This is a genomic window from Ectobacillus funiculus (assembly GCF_004138295.1).
Taxonomy (GTDB): Bacteria; Bacillota; Bacilli; order Bacillales; family Bacillaceae_G; genus Ectobacillus; species Ectobacillus funiculus.
Window position 1 is genome coordinate 124317 of record NZ_SCFM01000006.1, and the last position, 25917, is coordinate 150233.

Genomic DNA, 25917 nt, shown 5'->3' on the forward strand with positions numbered 1-25917 from the left:
TCTACTGAAATGGTATTCAGCCTCGTCCTAAAAAATGCTATAATTGAACGACGATTGCATCAAGAAAGGAGTGTTACCGATGTCCTTTGATGGATTATTTACACGCGCAATCACAAAAGAAGTGCAGGAAAGCCTATCATCCGGTCGGATTTCAAAAATATATCAGCCTTCGAAATATGAAATTTTGTTACATATTCGTGCAAGAGGGAAAAATCATAAATTGCTTCTATCTGCGCACCCAACGTATGCACGCATGCATATAACAGCGCAAAGCTATGATTCCCCCGCTCTCCCGCCGATGTTTTGCATGCTGCTGCGCAAGCATCTCGAAGGAGGTATTATCGAAAGTATTGAGCAGCAAGAACTTGAGCGTATCGTTCATATTACTGTGAGAAGCCGCAACGAAATTGGGGATGAATCGCAAAAAACATTAATCGTAGAAATTATGGGCCGGCACAGCAATATCATTTTGATCGATACAGCAACAAATCTCATTTTGGACAGCGTCAAACATCTGTCCCCTGCTGTGAACCGGCACCGCACCGTTTTTCCAGGCTATGAATATGTTGCGCCGCCCGCTCAGCATAAAGTTAACCCATTCACGATAGAGACGAAAGAACAGTTTTTGCTGCAGCTTGACTTTATGAGCGGCAAAATGGATAAACAGCTTGTGGACCGCTTCGCAGGTCTGTCGCCGTTATTTGCCAAAGAAATTATCACCCGTGCAGGTCTTGTGAATGAGCAAACGCTGCCGCCTGTCTTTTTTGATTTGCTGCACACACTGAAAGAGCATCGCTACGAGCCTGAGATGATTACAGGGGACAATAAAGAATATTTTTATATGCTGCCCCTATCCCATGTAACAGGCGAAAGCAAACGCTTCGCTACCTTAAGCGAGCTGCTTGACCGCTTCTTTTTTGGTAAAGCAGAGCGCGATCGCGTGAAACAGCAGGGACATGATTTAGAGAAGTTCATCAGCAATGAGCTGGAAAAAAACAAGAAAAAGCTGGGCAAGCTACAGCAGACGCTGCAGGATGCTGAAAAAGCAGGGGAATACCAGCTGCATGGCGAATTGCTAACAGCCAATATGTACGCGCTCCAAAAAGGAATGACGGAAATCGAAGTGATGAACTATTATGACGAAAATGGAACGATGGTTACCATTGCTCTCGATCCTCTTAAAACGCCGTCAGAAAACGCACAAAGCTACTTCTCCAAATATCAAAAGGCCCGAAATTCTGTTTCAATCATTGAAGAGCAAATCATGAAGACAGAAGAAGAGATCGTCTATTTCGATGCGCTGCTGCAGCAGATGGAATCGGCTTCGCAGCGAGATATTGAGGAAATTCGCGAGGAACTTGCGGAAGAGGGATACATCCGCAGCCGCACAAAGCAAAAAAAGCAAAAGCCGTCTAAACCTGTTCTTGATACATATGTATCAAGCGACGGGATCGAAATTTTTGTCGGCAAAAATAATAAGCAAAATGATTATTTAACGAATAAGCTGGCGCGCCGCGATGAAATCTGGCTGCATACCAAGGACATTCCGGGCTCCCACGTATTAATCCGCGACGTCGAGCCAAGCGAGCAAACCTTACACGAGGCTGCGATATTGGCCGCATACTTTAGCAAGGCGAAAAGCTCCAGCTCCGTTCCGGTTGATTTCACAAAAATCCGGCATGTCAAAAAACCAAGCGGTGCAAAGCTTGGCTTTGTAACATATGACAACCAACAGACACTCTATGTAACACCAGATGAAGATGTCGTGCTAAAACTTAAGAAATAGCAAAAAGGCGAACGAGCACCGTTCGCCTTTTTTATCATTTCTTATATCCATAAAACCATTGCTCCGGTTGTAAACAATAGGGCACACACATAAGCTAATGCTTGAAACCTCTTAGCCTCTTTATATTTCTTCTGTCCAAACAATCTTGTCCTTCGCATCGTACAGCCCATCCAAAGAACAAACTGACTGAGTACAACGGCATACATAAATTTCTCCATTGCTAATAAGACAATTACTGCAATCGAAAAAACCAAACCTACAATTTTCCACGGTTTTACATTTCTAGTCATTCTATCTTCACTCCCTTGTTATGTACATTCCCTCTCTCCCCAATAATAATTATACTACAAACACGCCTATTCCTATTGTAATTGTTGCATATACACGGCAACAATTGCATGACTATGACAATTGTTTCATTCTATTCATTAGTTTCTCTGTATAAGTTAGGTGTATCAGTCGTTTTTTACAGGAGGGAACGGATTGAATATTCATTTACCAGAGATCAAAATTCAATGCACGGATAAAAATATTGAACGTGTGATGAACTATATTCATCAATTTTGGAAACATCTCATTAAACAAAGTCCGCCTTATACAAAAGATGAACTGTTGTATTTGCCCTATCCTTACGCTGTCCCTGGAGGTATATTTCAGCAATTGTTTTATTGGGACAGCTATTTTATGATATTAGGATTAAAAATCTCCAAATTAGATCAATTAGCAAGATGGATTGTTGAAAATTTTTTATATGAACTGAGAAGCTTTGGCCTTATACCCAATAGTTCTGAACTGGCTCATTTAAGTCGCTCACAGCCGCCCTTTCTCACTTCTATGATTCACGAGGTTTGGAATGGGGATACACAATGGCTTAGGCAAGCCTATGATTGGGCAAAAATAGAATACTATAAAGTTTGGATGAATTCTAAAACCCGTTATAACGAGCAAATCGGACTTAATAAATACTACGATCATTTAGAATCCATGCTGAAAATAAAGGGAGAAGCTTACCTCCACTTTAACGAAGTTTATCTTCCTCCTCATTTCTGGCAAGAGCGAGTGGAAGCTGAATCTGGATGGGATTACACAGGCCGGTTTCATAGAGAATGCGGAAACTTCATCCCCGTAGACCTAAACTCTTTACTATATAAATATGAAATAGATTTATCACAGTTTGCCCAGATATTGAAACTTGATGATGAAACGAGCAATTGGAGAGATAGAGCCCACAGGCGAAAGAAATTAATGGATAAATATTTATGGAATAACGATTTAGGATTGTATCTAGATTACAATTTTACAACGAACCAACAATATCCATACTATTCTCTTGCAACTTTTTATCCATTGTGGGCTGGCGTCGCTTCTTCTCAACAAGCGGCGAGAATCAAACAACACATTCCCATATTTCTTTATCCTGGGGGAATGGTTACTTCGACAGTCAAATCTGGTTTTCAATGGGATTATCCAAATGGATGGGCACCTTTACAATGGATTGTGATTCAGGGATTGAAAAATTACGGGTTTGAAAGAGAAGCCATGGAGATTGCTAAACGTTGGATTTATTTATGCACGCAAGTATTTTTAACACACGGCAAACTGTATGAAAAATACAACGTTGTTCAGCTTAACATTGATACGGTAGGGAGATATCCATCTCAAGAAGGCTTTGGCTGGACGAATGCAATTTATGAAAAAATCGCAGTTGATATTTTAGGATGTACAATCCAATGAATCAGCTTTTGTATGGCATCAAGGTATACTAAGGAAAACTCGCTGATTGGCGAAGATAGAGACGTAGCTACACTTATACTTTACCCCTAGAATTTCCGGCTACGCCGAATTCGCCTCTAGCTGGAATTTTATACTTCCTAAGGTGTAAAAAGGAGCTCACCCCTAAAAAGGGCCAGCTCCTTAAATAATTCTTATATCGTCCAAACAATTGATGAAATCCTCTGTTATAAGAGAAAATCAACCGTTTCCTAATTGCTGAAATACTTCTTAACCAGCGCCTTAATCTCCTTCGAATCTACAACAAACTCATCATTGTTAGCTTGGAGCAGATCATCGTACCTCGTTGTGTACTCGCCAGGCAATTGATGATAGGCTAGTTGCCCAGGCTTGAAGCTCTTTAACGCAAGTCCAAGGCTTAGCACATCTGTTTGCGTCATATTTGTAGAAGTGATAACATCAGGTAATGCTTTAACAAATTTCGGCAATTTCACAATATTTTGCGGCTCCAACATGGCATCAGCCACACTTAGAAGAACCTTTTCCTGAAGCTGCTGCCGGCCAAATTCCCCCTCCGCAATCGCGTGGCGCTCCCTGGCAACCTCAACAGCCATCGTTCCATCTAAATGCTGTTTTCCAGCCGCAACGACTTTACCATGGTTCTGGGGAATCCATGAATGCGTAATTTCCACATCATAAGGAAGTTTAATGTCAATCCCGCCCAATGAGTCGATAATATCCCTCAATCCCCAGTAAGTTGTTTCCGCATAGTAATGTATAGGTACTCCTGTCAAGTCGCTAACAGCTTGAGCAGCTGCCTTCACCCCATCATCTAGGGAATTGTTTTCAGCTTGGACAATGTATTGAACACTTGTCAGCTTCGTGTAGCCATCGTAGTCCTTTACATACACACGCGTATCACGCGGAATACTGATTGCATTATATTGCTTTTTATCTAAATTCATGTGAAGAAGTATCATAGAATCAGAATGTCCGGCTGGATCCTCCGGTCGTTGGTCTGTTCCCATAATGAGCACATTAAATACACCGCTCTTTGGCTTTGTCTCACTTGCTTCGGCAGGCTGCGTTACCACCGAAACGTTTTTAAAATAGTTCTCTGGCGAAAACTTTTGGTACGCATATATCCCTCCCCCACCGCCTATGAGGAGCAGCGTAAGTAAAACATATAAAAAGGTCTTTCGCTTTTTTCTTTTGTTTTGCCTATTATCTTCCATGCATCTCTTCATTCCTATCCCTATTTATCGATTTGAAAAACATCGTGCAACAACGTTTCCATTTAGTGTGAAACCAAATGCGGAGAAAGTCATACTATTCTCCAAGCAACCTCTGCAAATGGTACAAATACGGAGACCCTTGTTCTTCTTTGTCTACTAGTCTCCTGAAACCTACCCCTTTTGTTACATATTTTATTCTATCATTTTGATTTGAAAGAGGGAATGAAAAAATGAAAAAATCTATATCTCTTTATATTCCGAAAGTATTTTTCTGGATATTTCATATCTGGAAGAAACATCAGGCTTGGATGCTTATGCATGGGCCATTTCACCTAAAGTCAAATATTCCGCATGCATAAGATCACTTGCTTCACTTGGTGTTCCTATAACATAGAGCCATCTTGTGTTTATTGTACTCCCTCTCGAGAAACCGATAGCTTTTCTCTTATATCAAACTGACTGCCTTCTGTAAAGACTGATAATCCTCTTGCTTTTATTAAATCTCCCTTCTCCAAACACTGCTGATGAACAGGAGACAATCATTGTATGAATTAGACAAGTAACAACTCCTATGTTAACATTAAGTTGTTGATTGTGGAATATAAACTATATCACTAAGGAGGTATATGATGATAAAATTCCAAAATATAGAAAAGAAATATCATAGCAAAACAGTGATTCGTAACTTTTCGTTAGAGATTGAAGAAGGGCAACTTGTTGTTTTTATTGGTCCGAGCGGCTGCGGCAAAACAACATTGCTAAAAATGATTAATAAGCTGAGTGAACCGACATCAGGAAAGATTTTTGTAAATGGAACAGACATTTCAGCTCTCAATACAATTGAACTTAGACGAAACATTGGTTATGTCATCCAAAACACAGGGCTTTTCCCGCATATGTCCATTAAAGAGAATTTAGAACTTATCCCTAAACTAAAGGGAGAGGCGCCAGAGGCAATTGAAAAAAAGACAGCGGAGTTGCTTCAAATGGTCGGACTGAATCCTCAGGAATATATGTACCGTTTTCCAAAAGAGCTAAGCGGAGGACAACAGCAGCGAATTGGGGTAGCACGGGCATTTTCTACGGACTCAGACATCATTTTAATGGATGAGCCATTCAGTGCTTTAGACCCAGTAACGAGAAGTTCCCTGCAAGAGGAACTCTTTCAAATGCAAAAAGAATTAAATAAGACTATTATTTTTGTCACACATGATATGGATGAAGCTATTAAAATAGCAGATAAAATTTGCTTATTGAAAGACGGAGACATCCTCCAGTTTGACACACCAGAGAATATTTTGAAGAATCCGTCTAATGAATTTGTCGAAAACTTTATTGGAAAACGGAGAGTATGGAATAACCCAGAACTGTTAAAGGCTGAGGATATTATGATTTCCAATCCAGTAAAGATTACACCGAACCGAAATGTGCTGCAGGCAATTGAAATTATGAAGGCTAACAAAGTAGATAGTTTGCTAGTAACAGACCGAACGAATTTGCTTTTAGGACTGGTAACGCTAAAAGGCATTCAACTGCAAAATCGAAATGCTCTAGTAGGAGAAATTATGGAGCGCAATGTACTGACAGTTTCCATGGATGCAAATTTGATTTCTGTATTAAAAACAATGAATGATCACAAAATTGGCTATGTTCCCGTTGTCAATCAAGCGAATCAATTGTCTGGCCTCATTACAAGAAGCAGCATTCTCTCCGAGCTAAGCAGCCAATTAATTGATTTGGAGGTGGCTTTTTAATGAATGGATTATGGAGCTTTTTTACTAATAAGCATGATCAGATTCTCAGTTTGCTTGGACAGCACCTCTATCTAAGCATTGTTTCGGTATTAGTTGCCATTGCAATTGGGGTTCCGCTTGGAATTTTAATTTCAAAACATAAAAATCTTTCAAAGCCGATTATTGGGGCTGCAAACATTATTCAAGCTGTCCCCAGCTTAGCATTGCTCGGCCTATTAATCCCTTTTATCGGAATTGGAAGTACACCAGCCATTGTCATGGTTGTTCTCTATTCTCTTTTGCCAATTGTGAAAAACACTTACACAGGACTCACAAATATTGATGCAGATATCCTTGAAGCAGCAAGGGGGATTGGCCTCACAAAGAGCCAAACAATGAAAAAAGTACAATTACCTCTAGCATTTCCAATGATTATGGCCGGTATTCGCATTTCCGCCGTAACAGCGGTTGGCCTGATGACAATTGCGGCGTTTATTGGAGCTGGCGGACTTGGCTACCTTGTCTTCTCGGGTGTACAAACCGTGGATAACAACATGATTTTAGCAGGTGCTCTTCCTGCCTGTATTCTTGCTTTGCTGATTGATTATATCGTAGGGAAACTCGAATCTTCCCTCTCCTATAAAAGCAAACAGCAAGCTGCGGCTTCCAAATCTTCGAAATCACCATTGAAGAAGGGGATTTTGCTCTCTGCGACAGCTATTTTAGTCGTTGGCGTCGGCGCAACTGCTATCTATTCAAAAGCAGATGCAAAAGACACCATCACCATTGGCTCAAAAAATTTCAGTGAGCAGATTATTTTAGGAAACATGGTCGCAGATTTAATTGAAGATAAAACGGATATTCATGTGGAAAGAAAAATGAACCTCGGTGGAACACAGGTTGCGTTTAATGCCTTAAATACCGGTGATATTGATTTATATGTGGAGTATACAGGAACAGGCTTGGTAAATATTTTGAAGAAACCGGCTATTAATAATCCTGATGAAGTATACAAAACCGTTCAGCAGGAATTTCAAAAAACATACGGTATTGAGCTTTTGAAACCAATCGGCTTCAACAACACGTATGCTTTAGCAGTACGTCAGGATACAGCACAGAAATATAAGCTAAACACAATCTCTGACCTTGCAAAAGTGAGTAATAAGTTAGTTCTTGGTCCCACAATTGAGTTTCCTAACAGAAATGATGGGCTGATCGGGCTTGCTAAAACGTATAACATGCAATTTAAAGATGTGAAGGCTATAGACGGCGGACTTCGTTATACTGCACTGCAAAATCAGGAAAGTGATGTGATTGATGCTTTCTCAACAGACGGTTTGCTAGAAGCTTTTCACCTCAAAGTATTAAAAGACGACAAAGGCTTCTTCCCTCCTTATTATGCTGTACCAATTGTGAAGCAGGATACCTTAAAGAAATATCCTGAACTGAAACGTACGATTAATATGCTGGCAGGCAAACTGACAGATGAAAAAATGCGAGAACTCAACTACAGAGTAGATAGCCTGAAAGAAGACCCAGCGAAGGTTGCAAAGGACTTCCTTCAAAAAGAGAAATTAATTGATTAACATCTCCCCCGCTTGAGGCATACTCCAAGCGGGGGTTTATTAACTATATTAACTTCTTTCTATTCCGCCAAAAAGTGTCTTACCCTCTCATACGTCTGCTCATTACCAATAATAAGCAATATATCTCCCTCTAGCATGAGCACATATGGGCCTGGAGAAATGATTAATTCATGATTGCGCTTAATTCCGATTACCGTTCCACCTGTATTTTGCCAAAACTTCACTTCAGATATAGTCTTCCCAATATGGCTGCATGTCGGCACAATTTCTACTTCAAATGGGGCAATTGGGTTTGTATGCCGCAGCTTTCCCGCGTAGTCCAAAATTTTGTGGACAGTTTCAAATAACTGTTCATCCAGCTTCTCACGTTCTTTTATTAGTGCTTTCGTTTGTTTTTCTAAATCTTTAATGCTTTCTAGCTGAGAAAAACGGCTAATGTACTTAAAAGCATTCTCTCTAGACGCTATAATAACGCCGCTGCCCTTAGCAGATTGAACAATTTCGACATCCTCTAATATCTTAATGGCTCTCCTTACAGTTTCCGGCGATACATTGTACTCACTTGCGAGCGTGGATCTTCCGTGTATTCTCTCCCCTACTTTAAATTTCCCACCGTATATCCGATTGGCAATGTCAATTGCGATTTTCTCATACGTCGGCATTTGTACGCGTTGCTGCATTCGATTCTCCACCACAATTCCAAAAAATTATCCATACTAACTATGGTCATTACTACTATAAACCTTTTCACTGCTTATATGCGAGAAGAAAAATGTTGAACTCTCATTATAGTTCAAAAATACTATCTTTAGCTCAGCATTCGCTAAAGAAAGCAGAGGCGCAGCCCTACCTATACTGTATTCCTAAAATTTCCTACAGCGTTAAAAAGCCAAGGCTTCTGTCAAAGCACTTGGCTAGTTTTAATCTTTATAAACCTGTTACACGTGGAGCATAATCAGTACATAACAAGCTCTTGAAAGAAATTTCCTTATATATCCGATCATTTCCCTATATAGCCTGAGCCTGTTGTAACTTTTCTGAAGCCTCTTGTAAGCCTTTTTTGTTTTTATTCCCCAATAAGGTAAAGATTGAAATGATGGTAAAGCATAAAACCAATCCCCCCATTAGCATGTAAGAATAACGGAATCCCAGGCTATCATACATAACACCTGCAATTGGTGAGAGAATCGATTCCCCAACCTGTTTCGCAAATTGGAAACCTACCAGATATAATACGGAAGATAAGCGTGTATCAAAATTTGCTGCCAAGTACTTAAAAATAGCAATGAGCATAAGCGGCAATTCTAACGCGTGGATTAATTTCATCGCTGAAATTCCGATTGGTTCCACAGCAAGTCCGGACCCAATAATCCGAAAAGCCATCAAAAATCCTGCTAAAAGTAAACTATTCTTTGCGCCAAGCTTATTTACAATGGTTGGTGCCAGGAACATAACACCAGCCTCTAGAAACACTTGAAATGAATTTAAATATCCAAATACTTGGTTACCCAAGGCTTCGGTTGGAAATAAGGATGAGTAATACAGTGGGAACTGCTGGTCATATACACCATAGACACATGCCACTCCAATTACATACATCATTAAGAACCAAAAATCTTTTAGTAAGAACAATTCTCCAACATCTTTAAATGTAACAGAATCAGCTTTCTCAAGTTCTTGATTTGTTAGTTCTACCTTCACAGACATAATAATTGCAACTAAGATAATGGCCGAAACAGATGCAATCCAAAAGTTAATATTAGGGTTGATATTGAACAGCTGACCTGCGAAAAATGTCGCTGCTGCCCATCCTAGCGAACCCCACATTCTTGATTTCCCATATTCAAAATTATATTTGCGACCAACCTTTTCAACATACGATTCAATCGCTCCAATACCAGCTAAGAAAGCAACCCCTAAATATAGCCCCCCAACAATTGCACCGAGAAAGACATTGTGTTGTAATAATGGACCATACACATAGATATAAAAAGGACCTACAAATACTAGTAAAATACTAATAAAAAATAAGATGTTTTTCTTTAAACCTATTTTGTCAGAAATATAACCATATAAAGGCTGCATACATAAAGCAAATATAGCGTTTGCAGAAAAGATGATACCTGTAGCAGATCCGCTTAAATGTATTTCTTGTCCTAACCAAATCGAAAATAAAGAATAACTAGATGACCAAGTAAAAAAGAAAAAGAAGAAATAAGCACTTAACTTCCAATATAAACTTTTTGAACTTTTCATTTTAATCGCTCCTTTAACTAAAGATGTAACATGCTTTACTGCAATTGTGTTGGTAACATACTTGCAAAAGACTACTCTTTCCAACTGGATCTCTACTTAGTAGAAATGCCCTGCGGATCTTTTTAAAATCCCCATCAAAGCGCTTACTTTTCTGGAAATTAAAAGCGTAATCCCCGTACCTGTAACCTTGCTACACCCTTATTGTAGCTAATATGAAACGTTTTCAAAATGAGGTGTTCTTTTTATTTATGTTTAAATTCTTTTGATAGCTCACTAAGAAAAGCGGACAGGGCCCGCCTTTTCTGGCAGCGTAGGGGTGGGCCGGAGTAAAAGGTGCTTTTTGCCTTTTGCGGAGGTTCAGCCCTACACTGCCATTTTGGGCCTTGGGAGCTGGACATCACTCCAAAAAGTTATCCTTTCTTAAAGTGAAATAAAAGCGACCAAAAAGGAGCTAGGAAATTCTCCTCTTTGGTCGCTCTATATGTTTTATCTGCCCTGCCTGTAGCTTGCAAACATCTTCTCTAGATTCTCAAGATACGCACTTATATTACGATCGATAAAAAACTGTTGTGAATACTTTCTAAACTCATCCTCAGCAGCAGTGCCACCCAACCAATAGTGATTCGGCCAATTGACGACCCTCTCTTGCTTTACAAGCTTGTCGAGCAATTTCACTTCTTGTTTTTTCATTTGAACACCTTTCACCGCACTAATGCTGCCTTCATAATCCGAAAATTTTTGGGCGTTCTCTGTTTGAACCAAAAACGCCAAAAACCGTTTCGCTTCTTCAGGATATGGAGTGTCAGCTGAGATAGCAAAGCCTGCATCTACCCCTCCTAGCACATAATTCTTTTCAGGATCATTGGTAGCGGGGAACGGAAAAATACCGTAGTTTAAATTTGGATTGAATGCTTCAATATCAGGAAGAGCCCATGTTCCCATCACATACATGGCACCCTCTCCGTTTGCAAATGCCTTTTTGATTTGATCAGAATCTGCACGAAAGGAATCGGGCTGAACGTAAGGAAGAACTTGCAGCATTTTTTCCGAAACTTCAATCCATCTTTTATCATTACTAATGTCTACGTTCCCTTTATTTACCTTGTCCCAATATTGACTGTCAAACTCGTTCGCAACAAGATTCAAATTAAAAACGCTAATCTGTATAGGATCTTTATTGGCCATTAAAAGCGGCTGCTTTCCTGCTTTCCGAATCGTTTCCATTATTTGAATGAATTCATCCCATGTTCTAGGAATTTTCAGCTTCAGTTCTGTAAAGATATCTTTATTATATAGAACGCCAACAGCATTTTGCGATAAAGCTACTCCGTACATTCTGCCATTTACTAAGTAACGGTTTTGAATCTCGGGTTGGATATTTTTAACGAATTTTTCATTGGTGAGATCTAATAAATATCCTTTGTTTACACGTAATATATAATCATATTCGATCGGATACGTCACAAAAATATCTGGAATATCGCCGCGGGCTATCCGTGTTTTTAGAACGGTTGAGCCATACGGGACATACACATTCTCAATATCAATATCCGGATTTTCCTTCTCAAACTCTTGGATTAATTCTTCAAAGATTTTCGCTGATTCTATTTTCCCATGAAAAAATTCAAGTTTCTTCTTTTCTTTTTTCTCTACAGCGGTATCATCTTTTCTTGCTAAGGCGCACGAGCTCAAGAACAGACTCATCACCAGGCAGAAACTTGCAAGGAGAACAGCATTTTTTTTCACTTTCACTCCTCCTTGGTTCAAATGTATTTCCCTATTTATGCTTTTAAAGTGTAAAGAAAACAATTCTCCCACTCCTTCGTGAGAGAACCTATTCTGCCTTTTTTCGATATTGACTTGGAGTAAGGTTTACATACTTCTTAAACACTTGACTAAAATAGCGCTGATCCGTATAACCAACCAGATTGGCAATCTCATATGTCTTTAGATCTGTCGTTTCTAGCAGCAGACATGCATGATCCATCCTTAATTTCGTTAGGTAGTCTAAAAATGTCACTCGTGTTTTTTGTTTAAACAATACACTGAAGTGGCTGACGCTGAGTCCTACCTGTTCTGCGACAGTCTCAATGCCGATATTCTCAGTAAAGTGGTTTTGCAAAAATTGTTCAGCTTTTTTGACTAAAGCATCGGGGGTATTTTTTGATTTGTACTCAGCCTTAATATCTTCCTCAGTCACAATACTCATTTTTAAAAACGCACTTTTTTCTATATATTGCTTGGCTTGTTGATAAGACGCTGGCAGTTCGCTTATCCTGCTTACGAATTTCCCGATTGCAATTGTGCAATTCTCCAGAAACATTTGGGCTGCCTGATGAGCAGATTCCATCACGTAACTAGATAGCTTTTCACAGTCACCTGCTGTATTCACACAAATAATAAGAAATCGGTTATTTTCTAACTTAAATAAAAAGTTTTGAAAAAACGCTCCTTCTTTTTCTCTGCCGCTCATCCATTGCTTCAAAATTGCTTCATTCTGCTCGGCTGAGTCCCGAAATTGTACGATCATGGTAGCATATGCTCCTTGCTCATCCATCAAGGTTTCAGCATCATTCTCAAGAATGAGCAGTTCATACATTTTGTGCTTCTTTAGCTCGTAATCGCTTTTTTCTTTTCCCTTCAATTGATTAATCATTCGCCGAATACATGCTGTAAGCTCCTCATGATCAATCGGCTTTAGTATATAATCAAACGCATTATATTGTAATCCTTCTCTGGCATACTCAAATTCATTATATCCGCTTACCAATAACACCTCTGGTCTAACAGAAAAGGCCTGCAATGCTTTTAATAATTCAATTCCGCCGAGCTCCGGCATACAAATATCTGTTATTACAATATGAGGACAATGTATCCTTATCAGCTCAAGAGCTTCGTTTCCATCCTCGGCTGTTCCTACTACTTCACACTGAAGAGCTCCCCAATCAACAGCCTTTAGTAGGCTCTTAACAATAAGTGACTCATCATCAGCAATTAGCACTCTATATTTCATCTTCTTCACCCTTACGCAGCGGAAATGTTAATTTGATGGTCGTTCCCTCATTCGCTGTCGAACAAATCATTAAGCCAAATAGCTCACTATAATAAAGCTTTAAACGATTCTGCACATTCATCACACCATGGCTCGTTTGTTTACTCGTTTGCACTCCTTGATTTCGTTCGTTCAATAGCTGAAGAACCCCAGGACTTATTCCTTTTCCATTGTCTTCAATATAAAAATATCCTTTTCCCTTCTCAATTCCTCCTGTAATTCGAATCATCGCATCTCGTTGCTTACGATCAAACGCGTGAATCAAAATATTTTCGACCAGGGGCTGTAAGACAAGCTTTAATACTTGATAATGGAATAAAGCTTCATCAACTTTTACGGAAAATGTAAATCCATCATTATAACGGACCCTCTGGATCTCCATATAGCTCATCACATGCCTTATTTCATTTTGAACAGATACCTCATCGGAAGCATTAATACTAATGCGCAGCAGCTTTCCAAGATGAATCGTCATTTTGCTGATATCTTGCTGGTCATTTAAAACTGCCAGAGAATTAATCGATTCCAGCGTGTTATATAAGAAATGGGGGTTAATTTGATTTTGCAAAACCTGGAATTCGGCTTTTCTCTTTAATTCTTGCTCACTTTTGATTCGCTGCAGTAAAACAACAGTTTTTTCTACCATTTCATTAAAGCTTTTCGCTAAATGATTTAACTCTGAAAAGGGGAACGATGACATCCTTGCGGTCAAATCGCCCTTTTCAACTCGTTTCATTTTGTTTAGGAACTCCGTAATGAAACTGACAATCCGGTTTAAAAAGAAGAGATTAAACAAAACAGCAAACACTAATACAGTCAAAACAAGTCCAAATGTCGTTTGCCGAATATATTGCGTTTCACTTGAAATCGTATGCCATGGCTTAATAGAAACGAGAAAATACTTGGTCGCGTCACGGTCCTTCAAGGTACCGGAAATATAGGTAACCAAGCTTTTTTCTCCGTCTAAATAATCGATACCGGTTCCATCTTTACCTGAAAGTATGTTTGAACGATTTTTAAGACTCATCGATTTGCCAATCAAATCCCGATTACGATGATAGATAATTCTTCCCGCTTCGTCGACAATCATTTCCTCGGAGTCATCCTTGTAAAGATTCGCGAAAATCTCGTCAAAACGATCAATTTTAATTTTCATAACCACATACCCGATATCCTCAAGTGTATTAGGATCTCTAATAGCACGACCGTGAATATAAAATGGAGTGTCTCCTGAAGTAAAGATTTCATTATGAACTGGAGATAACCAAACTGCCCGTCCTTTTTCACTGACGATTTTCTGATAAAACCCTGTTTGTTGAAACTCTTTTAATGAGGGAATGGCATTATTCCGAAAATGGTAAACCTGCCCCTTTGTACTATAAAGAATAAGATCATCTAATCTTGATTGGGTATACAGCAATCCCGCCAGTGATTGTCCGCTGCTGTAAAAATTAACAATTGACTGCTCTTGATTATATCTAAGAAAATTTTCAACTTCTTGAGAAGCTATTACATAATTCGAAAAAGAGTTTACCTCTGACATGACCATCTGTAAATTTGTATTGGTTGCCTTTAAAGTTTGTAATGTTTCTTTCCCTACCTTCTCCTTTAATGCAGAGGACGAAACTTGATACGAAACAACACCAAGAATGATGATAGGCACCAAGATTAACACTAGAAATGCAATCAATACCTTTTGCTGGAATCTCATTATATACACCTTACATCATTATTTTTCACACAGTAGTTTACCTTGAACTACCCGCCACCTACTCGCTAATGCTCCTTTCCCACAAGGGGATTTCCGCTGGTCGAAGGTGGGAGATTCTGATTCCTAAGAACTCCATTCTATTGAACAGATATGGATTAGGCGATCCCTGCCGTTCCAGCAGTTAAGAGACGAATGGCTTCGTTTCTCAGATTTTTTCCTGCGTTCACATCTCTTTGATGGAATGTTTGGCAAGATGGACATTCCCACTCACGCAAAGCGAGATGTTTTACGTCTTTATGTTTGTAACCACAACAAGAGCAAAGCTGACTACTTGCAAAGTTCTTGGCAACGACAACTATTTGCTTGCCGTACCACTTTGCTTTGTATTCGAGCATCTTTCTAAATTGCGACCAAGATACTTCGCTGATGGCCTTTGCAAGATTTCCGTTTTTCAGCATATTAGATACAGACAAATCTTCGATTCCGATAATGTCGTGGTTTTTGACAATTTCGGTTGAAATTTTGTCTAAGTAATCCTTCCTTGCATTGGCAATTCGTTCATGGATTCGTGCTACCTTGATTCGTTGTTTATTCCAGTTCGAACCGCCTTTTGTACGTCTGGACAGGATACGCTGTGCTTTCGCCAACTTTTCCTCCAAAGCACAAAAAAATCTAGGATTAGCGTAGACGGTTCCATCTGAAAGGGTAGCAAAATCCTTGATGCCTACATCTACTCCGCAAGTTGAACTTGTCTTAGGAAGTTCTTGTACGTCTGTTTCAGCTACGATGGATAAAAAATATTTCCCACTCGGATTTCGTCTGACTGTTGCACTGATTATACGCCCTTGTACTTCCCGACTTTTCGCAAAGCGGACAAGTCCTAATTTGGGAAGTTGTACTTGATTTCCTTTTACATTGATATTCCCGTTTGTGTATTTTGTTTTATAAGATTGTACGCGATTCCGTTTGCTTTTGAAACGTGGAACTGCATTTTGCTTCTTGAAAAAGCGATCAAACGCATCTGCCAAGTTTTCAAGAGAAGACTGCAAGGCAATACTATCTGGTTCTTTGAGCCAAATGTATTCTTTCTTTAGTTGTGGGAGTTGTTTGGAACACTTGTTATAGGAGAGTCCCTTTCCTGTCTCTTGATAGGAGTTGTTCCAAAGAGACAAAAAGTGATTGAACACGAAGCGAGAACAGCCAATTGTCTTATTAATAAGGGTTGCTTGTTCTTCGGTTGGATAGAGACGAAACTTGTATGCTTTGTGAATTAACATTGTATTCCACCTCCTTTTCAACATACCTATCATACCAAACATTAGTTCGAAAAGGAAGTAGAAGAAGGAAAAACATACCATTTTCCATCCCTTCCCTGCTCACTTTTTCCCTTTACTTTCCTTGAGGAAATGGTGTTCTCGCCTATTTTTTGATAAAAACCTGGAATTATTACTAGCTTATTATCCCAAAACAAAGAACAAGTGAAGAGGCACTTGTTCTTTTTAATTGCACTTCCATATCCCTTTTGAATTTCCAGAGGCAGATAACGTCTATTGCTAAACCTATCTCACCCTTCTGGCTTGAATGTTGCATACACAATTTCTTTAAGCCTAGTTTGGCTTAAGCCACGGATAGAAATGTCTGTTCCCTTCTCCTGATCGTACGCTGTAAAGCTGAGCACCTTTTCGCCGGAATTAATGAATACTTCAATGGAATGAAGATCCATAAATACTTCAAGTGCTACCTCTTCCTGTAAAGCATTACAGCATTCTGAAATGTCGATTTGACTAAACTCGCCGTAGTCAGATGTAAATGAAATCATCGCATTCTCTATATCTACATGTATTCGAGTCGCTTTGTCTTCACTTTTATTAAGCTCCAACTGAAACTTTTGCTTCTCTAAGATTGAAGCATTCACACGCAAGTAAGCTGCCTTTCCACCATGAAAATCAATTGTTTCATTCATTTTTAAGGTAGCATTTTTATGAATTGTTCTATGTCCAAAATAGCTGTCTATCTCCCGGATTGGTCGTTGGATGAGCTTATTATCCTTCAAGGTTAGCACCCTTGGTAATGACATCATACCATTAAACCCATAATCCCTTGGCGGTGCGGCTTGATTCCATCTTTGCATCCAGCCAATTATGATTCTTTCGCCATTTTTCCCCTCAGCGGATTGCGGAGCATAGAAATTGTGACCGTAATCAAGAAGACCCTGATGTTCCAGTTCGAAACTTCCCTTCTCATAATCCATCTTGCCAATTACATAAGCTGTCTTATGAATCACTTCTCCTTGGAATTTTGGGTCACATGGCATGATTGAAAAAATCAATACATCCTTTCCATCTACACGAAACAGGTCTGGGCATTCCAGCATCATATTCTCGTCAAACTTAGATTGATAAATGGAAGAGTAGAACGTCCAGTCAAACAAGTTGAGTGACTGGAACATAATGATTTCTCCGCGTCTTTCAGCATTTCTCACTGCTAAGACGCAAAAATAAACGCCGTCCACTTCCAAAACCTTTGGATCTCGAAAGTCACACATCATATAGCCCTCAGGTAATTCTTTTTCACCAATGATAGGATTTTTTTGATATTTTTCAAACTGAATCCCATCCTCGGAAAATGCAAGACATTGATGTTCAATAATTTGAGATTCATCTTTATCAAAGCCCATATTAGGATCAATATGACCTGTATACATTAAAAATAGTTTCCCATCCTTTTCAATGGCACTCCCTGAAAAGCAGCCATTGGCATCATACAGCTTATCGTTCGCCAGCGCTACCGGCTTATGATGCCAATTCACGAAATCATTTGTCGTCGCGTGTCCCCAATGCATATCATTCCAGACAATATCATAAGGGTTATATTGATAAAACAGATGATATTCTCCTTGGTAAAAAGAAAAGCCATTCGGGTCATTCATCCATCCAACTTCAGGGGTAAAGTGAAACAGCGGTCTATTTCTTACTGTTTCTTTATGTTTTTGTATATAAGTGTTCGCTGCCGTTAACTTATTCATCATAACCCTCCTTATTTGATACCGCTTCGCATTGAACCTTCCACAATATATCTTTGGAAAACAATATACAAAATCACAATTGGAATCGTAACAATTGTCAATGCAGCCATAATATGACTTGTGAATATATTGTACTTATCGCTGAACACTGCGTTCAGTGCAACCTGGATTGGCATTAAATCCGCATTGGAAAGTGCCATTACCGGCCATAAGAAATCGTTCCAAGACGCTAAGAATGTTAATATCCCTACTGTTACATACATATTTAAGCTCGAAGGCACAACAATTCGGAAAAAGCAGCCGATCTCACCTAGTCCATCAATTTTGGCAGATTCAATCAATTCACCTGGAAAAGAGAGAAAATGTTGTCTAAATAAGAAGATATTCATGACATTTACCAAAAACGGAATCAGGTATCCTGGCACTGTATTAATGAGTCCCATCTCGTTCACGACTAAGAATAACGGAAGAATCGTAGCTTCAATCGGAACAATCATTAACGCAATGATAATAATTAAAATCGTATCCTTAAAGGGAAATTCAAATCTTGCTAAAGCATATCCCGCTAACGAATTAATCGTTAAGCCGAAAACAACAGTGATGGCTGCGTAAATTAAACTGTTCAGCAAATTTCCAAAAATATTGTAAAAGCCAAGCAACTCCGTATAAGACTTCAGTGATAAATCCGAAAAGTTAGGAATGATTGCAAAAATCGTACTAGCATCCCTGTATATAACCTCATCAATTTTGAAGGAAGAAAGAATCATCCAAATGAGAGGAATAAGGAATTGCAGCGCTACAACTACAGCTAACAAGTAAAATAGGGTTTTCTTTAATATTTTCACGCCGCTTCCTCCTTAAATAGCTTTTTAATTCCTATTGATACAACAACTAAGAAAACTGTAAACACAAGCGTAATCGCACTTGCATAACCAATATTTCTATGACGGAAACCATACTCATAGATGTATTGTAAGAGAGTAATTGTCGAATAATCCGGTCCTCCGCCAGTCATAACCATTGGTTGTACAATCAGTTTAAACGCTTGAATAGTCGTTGTGATAACTAGAAACATTGTGATTGGCTTTAAAGAAGGTAGGGTAATATACAAAAACTTATGCCATGTATTTGCCCCATCAATATCTGCTGCTTCATATAAGCTAGGGTCAATATTCTTTAATCCTGCTAAAAAAATCATCATTTGATAGCCGCAGCCAGACCAAGCTGAGATAAAAACAATAGACAGCATCGCTTGGCTAGAACTTGTGAGAAAAGGCTGTTTTGGCAGGCCGATATTCGCAAGCATTTGATTCATTAAGCCTGACGTCGGATTTAGCATAACTGTCCAAAGAATTGAAATGACAACTAAAGATAATACCGCTGGTGAAAAATAGGCTGCTCTAAAGAAACTATTGCCTTTGATTTTCTTATTCGCAATTAGGGCGAGACCGAGGGCCATGGAAAGCTGAAGAGGCACTACAAGCACTACGAATTTCAATGTATTGAAGAAACTTGTCCGTAAAACCTCATCCGTTAGCATTCTAGTAAAGTTGTTCATACCAATAAATTGTTTGGCGTTAGGCTTCAATAAATAATAATCTGTGAACGCATACGTAAATGCTAAGATAATTGGCAGCACAATAAAGAGCGATGCTAACACCACTGCAGGAGTTAAAAATCCAAATGCTGTCGTGACTTCACTTCGTTTGTAACGCTGTGCATGGAGATTTCTCACCTTGACAAACCGTTTCAGACCTAGATTTCCCATCTTTAGATTACTCACTATTCCACATCCTTTGTATACAGAGGCGGGGTGTGACCCCGCCTCTTAATTTCATATCCTATTTTCTATATTTCTCAAACTCCGCATCGACTTTCTTAACAGCTTCGTCTAAATATTTTTTAATTGTTTCTGAATCTGTCGTTTTATTTTGAGCAATTTTCAAGATGACATCTTTTGAAAATGTTTCAGATAGGTATGGATAGCCTGGTGATACAGGGCGAGCCTTGTTTGTCTTTTCCGCTTGGTACTTCAACACCTTCCAAGCTTCATTAGCGTACGGATTATCAGTTGCTGTATTAATCGCATCAATGGAATTTACTCTCGTTGGAATAGAGCCGTTTTTCTCATAATATTCTTTAGCGGCTTCATCATTTGTGAGCCATTCCATCACTTCTACAACCTGCTTAACCCGTTTTTTATCTTCAATTTGACCGTTTCTAACAAATGCCCAGCTGCCTGATGGTGTGTATAAATCATTATGTCCTTCATCCATCTTCGGATATCTAACAGTTCTAAATTTAAGGTTTGGATAATTATTCTTAATTTCGTTTACATACCAGAAGCCAGCTACAGCTAATGCTGATTTCCCGCTATGGAAGGTTTTTTCAGATTCTGCCGCATTTGCTAATGGATGATCTTTAAATAGTTGCGCAAATTTTGTTAAAGATTCAACACTCTTTTTGCTGTTCAAAACACCATCTACAGTCACACCATCTTTATCTACAATATTGGTGTCATTTCCCCATAATAATGGTGTAAAGTAATAGGTTCCCAATTCATAAGCTCCAGCGGTAATATCCGTTAACAGCAAGCTAGTTGCAACTTCATAATTCTTATAAGCGGGATCGTTTGTTGTCTTCGCAAAATCATCAATCTTTCTAGAAAGATTGACGAACTCATCCCATGTCCAATCTTCATCAGGACCTGGTACCATTGCTTTCACATCTGCCGGTAAGGCATTAATCATATCTTCGTTGTACATAATAGCAACACCGGAATCTGAGTAACCCATCGCATAAAACTTACCGTCTACCGTTCCTTGATCAATAATGCCCTTGGTAAAACCCTCTTTAAATCCTTTTGTCATATGGCCATCTAACTCACCAATTACACCTGATTCCACGTATGCTGCTACATCTGGACCATCAAGTGTAAAAATATCAGGCATGTCATTAGCAGTAATAGCCGCATTCAACTTATCAATATATCCTGAACCAGCGCCAGCTCTTGTAATATTTTTAATCTCAACTTTTGGCTTGTCCGGATGTTCCGCATTATAGCTCTTAATACGATCTGCAAACATTTTTCCCTCTGGATGATCTGCCGCCGCTTGTGTCCAAACGACAATTTTGTCATCAGCTCCACCCGCAGACTGCTTGGAAGAACTGCAGCCCACTAACGAAGCTGCTAACACTACCCCTGAAACTAACGAGACTAACTTTTTCATAGTTTCATAGAACCCCCTTTGTTATCGCTTTCTTTTTTGTGCGAAGTTTAGATTGACAATACGCTGACGAATCTATTGTCTTTTCGTATTGCTGATCTCTTAGACTTCCTGGATTGATTGTATAATTTATAAAACGCTTTCAAAATGAGGCATTCTTTTTATTTATGTTTAAATTTCTATGATTTGTGCAGTCCTAGCAGTTTGATTATCATTTCGTTTCATAGCAAAAAAGCCGACATAGGATTGTCGACTCATTTTGAACATATGTAATGTATTAGCCTATTGAATTATCGAAAAATTGTATCACCATCTCCGCTCATCCCCATATCCTATATCACATTACCCAACAGGATGTGATTTTTATGGGCGTAGAGTTAGTCGCGATTCATTGGATGTACGTTATCTTTTTACTTCTCATTATCGGCTGCTTTTTGCTTCGAAAGGACACAACTCTTATTTCCATCGTTATGATTTTCCTTCTCGGCCTTATTGCAACTGGCTCCATCAGCAAGGCGGTTAGCACTATTTTTAACAGCTTTATTTTCTCCATCACGGAACTATTGCCAACTATTCTTATCATTTCGATTATCGTTTCAATGAGTAACCTGTTAATTCGAACTGGCATTAATGATGTTATGATTTCGCCATTCGCAAGCCTTATCCGTACGCCAACGCTTGCCTATTGGATTATCGGGATTGTGATGATGGTCATTTCCTTGTTCTTCTGGCCGTCTCCTGCGGTTGCTTTAATGGGTGCGGTCCTATTGCCCGTTGCACTGCGCGTCGGCTTGCCGGCGATTGGCGCTGCAATCGCAATGAACCTATTTGGCCACGGCATCGCTTTATCTGGGGACTTTGTGATTCAGGGTGCACCAAAGCTAACTGCAGACGCGGCCGGTATTCCTGTTTCTGATGTTGTATCGGCAAGCTTGCCGCTCGTAATCATTATGGGCATTGTCACAACAGTTACAGCCTTCTTCTTCCTCCGCCGTGATATGAAAAAGGGGATCGATTTCAATGCAACTACTGGGGCAAATGTAGAAGATAATCTAGAGAAAACAGAAGCTGTTTTTTTACCGAAAACAACAAAACGCTTCTGGGCGGTCCTTATTCCTGTTTTGTATGCAATGGATATCTATTTGATGGTTCGCTTCGATTTGCAGGGCGGCGATGCAACAGCATTAATCGGCGGTACGACAATCGTGATTATGCTATTTATTCTTTCACTGGCATATAAAGGAACAGCTTTGGAACAAACCACGAGCTATTTAATTGAAGGGTTACAGTTCGGCTTTAAAATCTTCGGTCCCGTCATTCCGATTGCCGCATTGTTCTATCTTGGTGATAGCGGCTTTACGAAAATTGTTGGAGACTTCCTGCCGAGGGGCTCCCATGGCATTATTAACGACCTTGGCGTCGCTTTATCCCATTCCATTCCTGTCAACGCCAATATTGCAGCTGTCGCGCTCACTGTGATCGGTGCCATTACAGGTCTTGATGGCTCTGGTTTCTCGGGTATTTCCCTAGCCGGGTCTATCGCCAATTTATTTGGTACAGCACTTGGTCATGGCACTGCTACGTTAACAGCGCTCGGGCAAGTTGCAGCAATCTGGATTGGCGGCGGTACGCTTATTCCTTGGGCGCTGATCCCAGCTGCAGCAATTTGTAAGGTAGATCCGTTCGAGCTGGCGCGTCGCAATTTCCTCCCTGTTGTCATCGGGCTTATTGTCACAACAATTGCAGCGATGTTTTTTATATAGGCTCTGTTACGTTGTTGAGTTTTACCTAAAGAAAACTTGTCGATTAGCAAGTCCTACTTATAATTTAAATTTCTCACTACGTCGAATGGTCTTCTAGCTAAAAATTTATCCTTTCTTAAAGTGTAAACGCATGAATCCCCTGCTCAACAGGGGATTCAGATCACGTATTAAATGCATGCCCTTTTCTGCCACCTTATTAATCTTTAGTGATCGGTCTTCTTTTTTCTGTACTCCTCATGTACTACTATCTCCGTCAGCTATTTTTATGCAAATTCTATCAAGAAGCGGAATCACTATAAAAATTTTCAGTATAATAAGGCTCCGACTCGTTATTAAAGGCCACTCCGATCCCTAAATATTTATAATTTTCCTGGAGGATGTTTTCTCTGTGCCCTAAAGAATTCATCAGCCCTTCGTGGGCAAAGATGCTGCTGAACTGACCGTATGCCAGATTTTCACCAGCTGTAATAAAACGAATATTGTCTTGCTCCATACGATCAAACGGAGATTGGCCTTGTAAATTTGTATGGCTAAAATAGTGATTTTCCGCCATGTCCAAGCTATGTTCCCGAGCCGTTTCTCTTACATGATCATCCCATGTTAAAATAGACAGTCCGTGATTTTTTCTTGAAGCGTTTGTTAAATCAAACAACTGATATTCAAAGCCTTCTTGTAGCTGCTGGCTTGATTTGGTATAAAGAGCATTTTTATTTTGTTCCAATTCTGCATCGATAATTTGAATGGCTGTAACCGTATTGTTTTCATGCTTATCATAAAAAATTGTGACGTAGCTATTGTCGAGTTGGAATACATCGTATTCTCCATTACCATTAATCTCATAGTTGATCAAACCCTTTCTCATAATTGATTCAGGAGTACCGAGATGCTCCTGAACCGATTGCTTAGGGCTTCCCAGTTTTATTCCCGTTGAAGAGGCAATCAAATCCTGATTGGTATAAAGGCCATTGGTATAAAGGCCGCGAACGATATTTTTTTCATCATAAGCAACCATGATAAAATTTTGATAGTTTTCATGATAGGCTGCCCAGCTGACACCATATTCATTTTCCGAAATTCGCTTCGGCTTACCAGTTTCCTGCTCAACATCAGCTCTTGATTCACCTAATTCAATATTATAAATCGAAAATATTTGATCTTTAGGAGCTGTTAACTCTGGTGTTTCAACGTTCGTATTTTTTGATTCTGACTGCGAATTATCAGACGGCGTAAATAATAGAGAATCCAACCGCTGATTTAGAGCATCCAGCGCAAAATTGATATCTGGATTTTCTTTTACCAAATCGACTGTAGAACGAATAGAATCCACTACAGAGGAAGGAATAAATTGTTGAACTGATTCTTCCCATAACGGCTTTGAACCATAGCCGATAAACACAATCATTACTAATAAAATAAACCGTTTCACAACTACACTCTCCAATTCCACAAAACTGGAGACAAAAAGATTGCAAAGCAATTCTTCAAAAATGCTTTGCAATCTTTCCATGTCTCTAAATCTTATATTGTTACAATCGATCAGAATCCTTCTTGTCCTGTAGCTATTGCAGATTTGAAAAAAATAGCCTGTTTTTCTGGTCAAGCGATTGTCTTTTTAATTAAATTTCTCCACAATTTTTGCCTTTATTAGCTGCTTTAGCCTAAGTACACTATTTCACAATTAGACTATCATCAATGAACTGTTTCGCTTGAGACACACCATCCTCGTAAAATTCACGGGTTTCCACAAAATATTCAAATAATCCACGATGAATTGTAGGCTGAATTGTTTGCACTTTAATCGGTTTATACTCCTTATACGGTTTATTTTCTGATTCTGGACGAACCAGCTTATTTCCGTATTCAATAAGTTTATTGATTCGAGAAATATCATTAAGCTCTGCATAGAGGGCATTTTTAAATAACATCTTCAATTTAAGGTCTTCGCTATCAAAGAAGTTATCGATTGGGTCCAGAGATTTTCCCAGTGGTGCTACTGTCACCAAAATAATCTCGTCGGCTACTACCAACGGAGACAAAACTGGATTATATTGATAAGCTCCATCATACTCCCCTTTAAAGTCTCCATATTGAAGCAGCTGCAAACACGCTCTCACACCATCCGGAGTTATTGGTTTGACCTCAAAATTTTCCCTATTAGTTAATTCCATTGTATTCAGAGCACGTTCGTTCACATACAAAACTGCCTGATCGTTATTAACATTATAGGCATTCATAATAATACCCACTTCCTCATTGGTCGAAAAACAATGGGCAATATCATCAAAAAATTGTTGAGGAAATTCAGATTTATAAATTTTGTTAGGGAAGCAGAAGTTAATCCATTCCTCCAATTTCAAAAAAGGCCAGTTATCAGACAATCTTTCAAAAGTGTTGAGGTAATTAGGAGAAAATTTTTGCGGAACACCCAAATATGCGTATTGCATGAATTTGAAAAACGTTGGGATTCCATTTTCTTCAGATTTAAAATACTCATCGTAATGCTTTTCAATAGCATTAGGGTCTTCTTGCAAAAAATAATATGCTGACAATATAGCACCGCTCGTAGCTGAAATCAAGTCTGGCTTAACCCCCTCTTTTCGCAGCGTTTGCAGTACCCCAGCCGCAAATGAGTTCATTCCCCCAATGCCTTGTAAAGCTAAAGCTAACATAGTAAACCACTCCCAATTGAAAAAATTTTGATCTTACCTAATCCAATTCTTTACAAGGGGAGCGGATACCTTCTAGGTATATAAGAGTTCAAAGCAAAAAACACCAATTTTCTACGCTAGGAGAACCTAAAAAGGTTCTTATC

19 protein-coding genes are annotated in these 25917 nt (G+C 39.2%); 5 read left to right on the forward strand and 14 right to left on the reverse strand.

Annotation, left to right across the window (positions count from 1 at the left end; all coding sequences use genetic code 11):
- Positions 1-79: 79 nt before the first annotated feature.
- Positions 80-1786 carry an Rqc2 family fibronectin-binding protein gene (locus EP737_RS04965; protein WP_129726825.1) on the forward strand — a complete coding sequence of 569 codons (1707 nt, stop codon included), beginning with the start codon at positions 80-82 and terminating at the stop codon, positions 1784-1786.
- Positions 1787-1827: 41 nt separating this feature from the next.
- On the opposite strand, the gene EP737_RS04970 is transcribed toward EP737_RS04965, so the two are convergent.
- Positions 1828-2076 (reverse strand): hypothetical protein, encoded by a 249-nt coding sequence (locus EP737_RS04970; RefSeq protein WP_129726826.1) that lies wholly within the window; start codon positions 2074-2076, stop codon positions 1828-1830.
- Positions 2077-2269: 193 nt separating this feature from the next.
- Between EP737_RS04970 and EP737_RS04975 the strand changes: the two genes are divergently transcribed.
- Positions 2270-3520 (forward strand): trehalase family glycosidase, encoded by a 1251-nt coding sequence (locus tag EP737_RS04975; RefSeq protein WP_129726827.1) that lies wholly within the window; start codon positions 2270-2272, stop codon positions 3518-3520.
- 248 nt (positions 3521-3768) lie between these two features.
- Here the strand turns inward: EP737_RS04975 and EP737_RS04980 are convergent, their stop codons facing one another.
- The gene (locus EP737_RS04980) at positions 3769-4764 is read right to left on the reverse strand and encodes an LCP family protein (protein ID WP_246040178.1); all 996 of its coding nucleotides are present in this window, start codon (positions 4762-4764) and stop codon (positions 3769-3771) included.
- 617 nt (positions 4765-5381) lie between these two features.
- On the opposite strand from EP737_RS04980, the gene EP737_RS04985 reads away from it, so the two are divergent.
- Together EP737_RS04985 and EP737_RS04990 are read left to right on the forward strand one after the other, a co-directional pair.
- Positions 5382-6506, forward strand: a complete 1125-nt coding sequence (locus tag EP737_RS04985) for an ABC transporter ATP-binding protein (RefSeq protein ID WP_129726829.1) — start codon at positions 5382-5384, stop codon at positions 6504-6506.
- Positions 6506-8071, forward strand: coding sequence for an ABC transporter permease/substrate-binding protein (locus EP737_RS04990; RefSeq protein WP_129726830.1), 1566 nt, complete (start codon positions 6506-6508; stop codon positions 8069-8071). The genes EP737_RS04985 and EP737_RS04990 overlap by 1 nt, the downstream gene beginning before the upstream one ends.
- Before the next feature lie 59 nt (positions 8072-8130).
- Here the strand turns inward: EP737_RS04990 and EP737_RS04995 are convergent, their stop codons facing one another.
- From EP737_RS04995 to EP737_RS05040, 10 genes are all read right to left on the reverse strand, one after another.
- Entirely contained in the window at positions 8131-8751 is a 621-nt protein-coding gene (locus tag EP737_RS04995) for a GntR family transcriptional regulator (protein ID WP_129726831.1), read from the reverse strand.
- Positions 8752-9079: 328 nt separating this feature from the next.
- Positions 9080-10327 carry an MFS transporter gene (locus tag EP737_RS05000; RefSeq protein ID WP_129726832.1) on the reverse strand — a complete coding sequence of 416 codons (1248 nt, stop codon included), beginning with the start codon at positions 10325-10327 and terminating at the stop codon, positions 9080-9082.
- Positions 10328-10813: 486 nt separating this feature from the next.
- The gene (locus tag EP737_RS05005; protein WP_129726833.1) at positions 10814-12073 is read right to left on the reverse strand and encodes an ABC transporter substrate-binding protein; all 1260 of its coding nucleotides are present in this window, start codon (positions 12071-12073) and stop codon (positions 10814-10816) included.
- Positions 12074-12161: 88 nt separating this feature from the next.
- Entirely contained in the window at positions 12162-13340 is a 1179-nt protein-coding gene (locus EP737_RS05010) for a response regulator (RefSeq protein WP_129726834.1), read from the reverse strand.
- The gene (locus tag EP737_RS05015) at positions 13330-15090 is read right to left on the reverse strand and encodes a cache domain-containing sensor histidine kinase (RefSeq protein WP_129726835.1); all 1761 of its coding nucleotides are present in this window, start codon (positions 15088-15090) and stop codon (positions 13330-13332) included. The genes EP737_RS05010 and EP737_RS05015 overlap by 11 nt, the downstream gene beginning before the upstream one ends.
- A gap of 155 nt (positions 15091-15245) precedes the next feature.
- Positions 15246-16367, reverse strand: coding sequence for an IS200/IS605 family element RNA-guided endonuclease TnpB (tnpB, locus tag EP737_RS05020; protein ID WP_129726836.1), 1122 nt, complete (start codon positions 16365-16367; stop codon positions 15246-15248).
- Positions 16368-16654: 287 nt separating this feature from the next.
- On the reverse strand, positions 16655-18115 hold the full coding sequence (locus EP737_RS05025; RefSeq protein WP_165350698.1) for a glycoside hydrolase family 32 protein: 1461 nt from the start codon (positions 18113-18115) through the stop codon (positions 16655-16657).
- 11 nt (positions 18116-18126) lie between these two features.
- On the reverse strand, positions 18127-18960 hold the full coding sequence (locus EP737_RS05030; protein WP_129726838.1) for a carbohydrate ABC transporter permease: 834 nt from the start codon (positions 18958-18960) through the stop codon (positions 18127-18129).
- Positions 18957-19898 (reverse strand): carbohydrate ABC transporter permease, encoded by a 942-nt coding sequence (locus EP737_RS05035; RefSeq protein ID WP_246040179.1) that lies wholly within the window; start codon positions 19896-19898, stop codon positions 18957-18959. Before EP737_RS05035 ends, EP737_RS05030 begins: the two co-directional genes overlap by 4 nt.
- A gap of 58 nt (positions 19899-19956) precedes the next feature.
- Entirely contained in the window at positions 19957-21345 is a 1389-nt protein-coding gene (locus EP737_RS05040) for an ABC transporter substrate-binding protein (protein WP_129726839.1), read from the reverse strand.
- A gap of 362 nt (positions 21346-21707) precedes the next feature.
- Here EP737_RS05040 and EP737_RS05045 point away from each other — a divergent pair, with 362 nt between their 5' ends.
- A complete protein-coding gene (locus EP737_RS05045) occupies positions 21708-23105 on the forward strand; it encodes a hypothetical protein (protein ID WP_129726840.1) in 1398 nt (465 codons plus the stop codon).
- Positions 23106-23382: 277 nt separating this feature from the next.
- On the opposite strand, the gene EP737_RS05050 is transcribed toward EP737_RS05045, so the two are convergent.
- Both EP737_RS05050 and EP737_RS05055 read right to left on the reverse strand, forming a co-directional pair.
- Positions 23383-24612 (reverse strand): CAP domain-containing protein, encoded by a 1230-nt coding sequence (locus EP737_RS05050; RefSeq protein ID WP_425455847.1) that lies wholly within the window; start codon positions 24610-24612, stop codon positions 23383-23385.
- 160 nt (positions 24613-24772) lie between these two features.
- Positions 24773-25774 carry a patatin-like phospholipase family protein gene (locus EP737_RS05055; protein WP_129726841.1) on the reverse strand — a complete coding sequence of 334 codons (1002 nt, stop codon included), beginning with the start codon at positions 25772-25774 and terminating at the stop codon, positions 24773-24775.
- Positions 25775-25917 lie beyond the last annotated feature (143 nt).

What these genes read in the sequence shown, in the direction of transcription:
- EP737_RS04965 (WP_129726825.1), top strand. Translation starts at nt 80, where the DNA reads ATGTCCTTTGATGGATTATTTACACGCGCAATCACAAAAGAAGTGCAG.
- EP737_RS04970 (WP_129726826.1), bottom strand. Translation starts at nt 2,076, where the DNA reads ATGACTAGAAATGTAAAACCGTGGAAAATTGTAGGTTTGGTTTTTTCG.
- EP737_RS04980 (WP_246040178.1), bottom strand. Translation starts at nt 4,764, where the DNA reads ATGAAGAGATGCATGGAAGATAATAGGCAAAACAAAAGAAAAAAGCGA.
- EP737_RS04985 (WP_129726829.1), top strand. Translation starts at nt 5,382, where the DNA reads ATGATAAAATTCCAAAATATAGAAAAGAAATATCATAGCAAAACAGTG.
- EP737_RS04990 (WP_129726830.1), top strand. Translation starts at nt 6,506, where the DNA reads ATGAATGGATTATGGAGCTTTTTTACTAATAAGCATGATCAGATTCTC.
- EP737_RS04995 (WP_129726831.1), bottom strand. Translation starts at nt 8,751, where the DNA reads ATGCAGCAACGCGTACAAATGCCGACGTATGAGAAAATCGCAATTGAC.
- EP737_RS05000 (WP_129726832.1), bottom strand. Translation starts at nt 10,327, where the DNA reads ATGAAAAGTTCAAAAAGTTTATATTGGAAGTTAAGTGCTTATTTCTTC.
- EP737_RS05010 (WP_129726834.1), bottom strand. Translation starts at nt 13,340, where the DNA reads ATGAAATATAGAGTGCTAATTGCTGATGATGAGTCACTTATTGTTAAG.
- EP737_RS05015 (WP_129726835.1), bottom strand. Translation starts at nt 15,090, where the DNA reads ATGAGATTCCAGCAAAAGGTATTGATTGCATTTCTAGTGTTAATCTTG.
- tnpB (WP_129726836.1), bottom strand. Translation starts at nt 16,367, where the DNA reads ATGTTAATTCACAAAGCATACAAGTTTCGTCTCTATCCAACCGAAGAA.
- EP737_RS05025 (WP_165350698.1), bottom strand. Translation starts at nt 18,115, where the DNA reads ATGAATAAGTTAACGGCAGCGAACACTTATATACAAAAACATAAAGAA.
- EP737_RS05040 (WP_129726839.1), bottom strand. Translation starts at nt 21,345, where the DNA reads ATGAAAAAGTTAGTCTCGTTAGTTTCAGGGGTAGTGTTAGCAGCTTCG.
- EP737_RS05045 (WP_129726840.1), top strand. Translation starts at nt 21,708, where the DNA reads ATGGGCGTAGAGTTAGTCGCGATTCATTGGATGTACGTTATCTTTTTA.
- EP737_RS05050 (WP_425455847.1), bottom strand. Translation starts at nt 24,612, where the DNA reads ATGGAAAGATTGCAAAGCATTTTTGAAGAATTGCTTTGCAATCTTTTT.
- EP737_RS05055 (WP_129726841.1), bottom strand. Translation starts at nt 25,774, where the DNA reads ATGTTAGCTTTAGCTTTACAAGGCATTGGGGGAATGAACTCATTTGCG.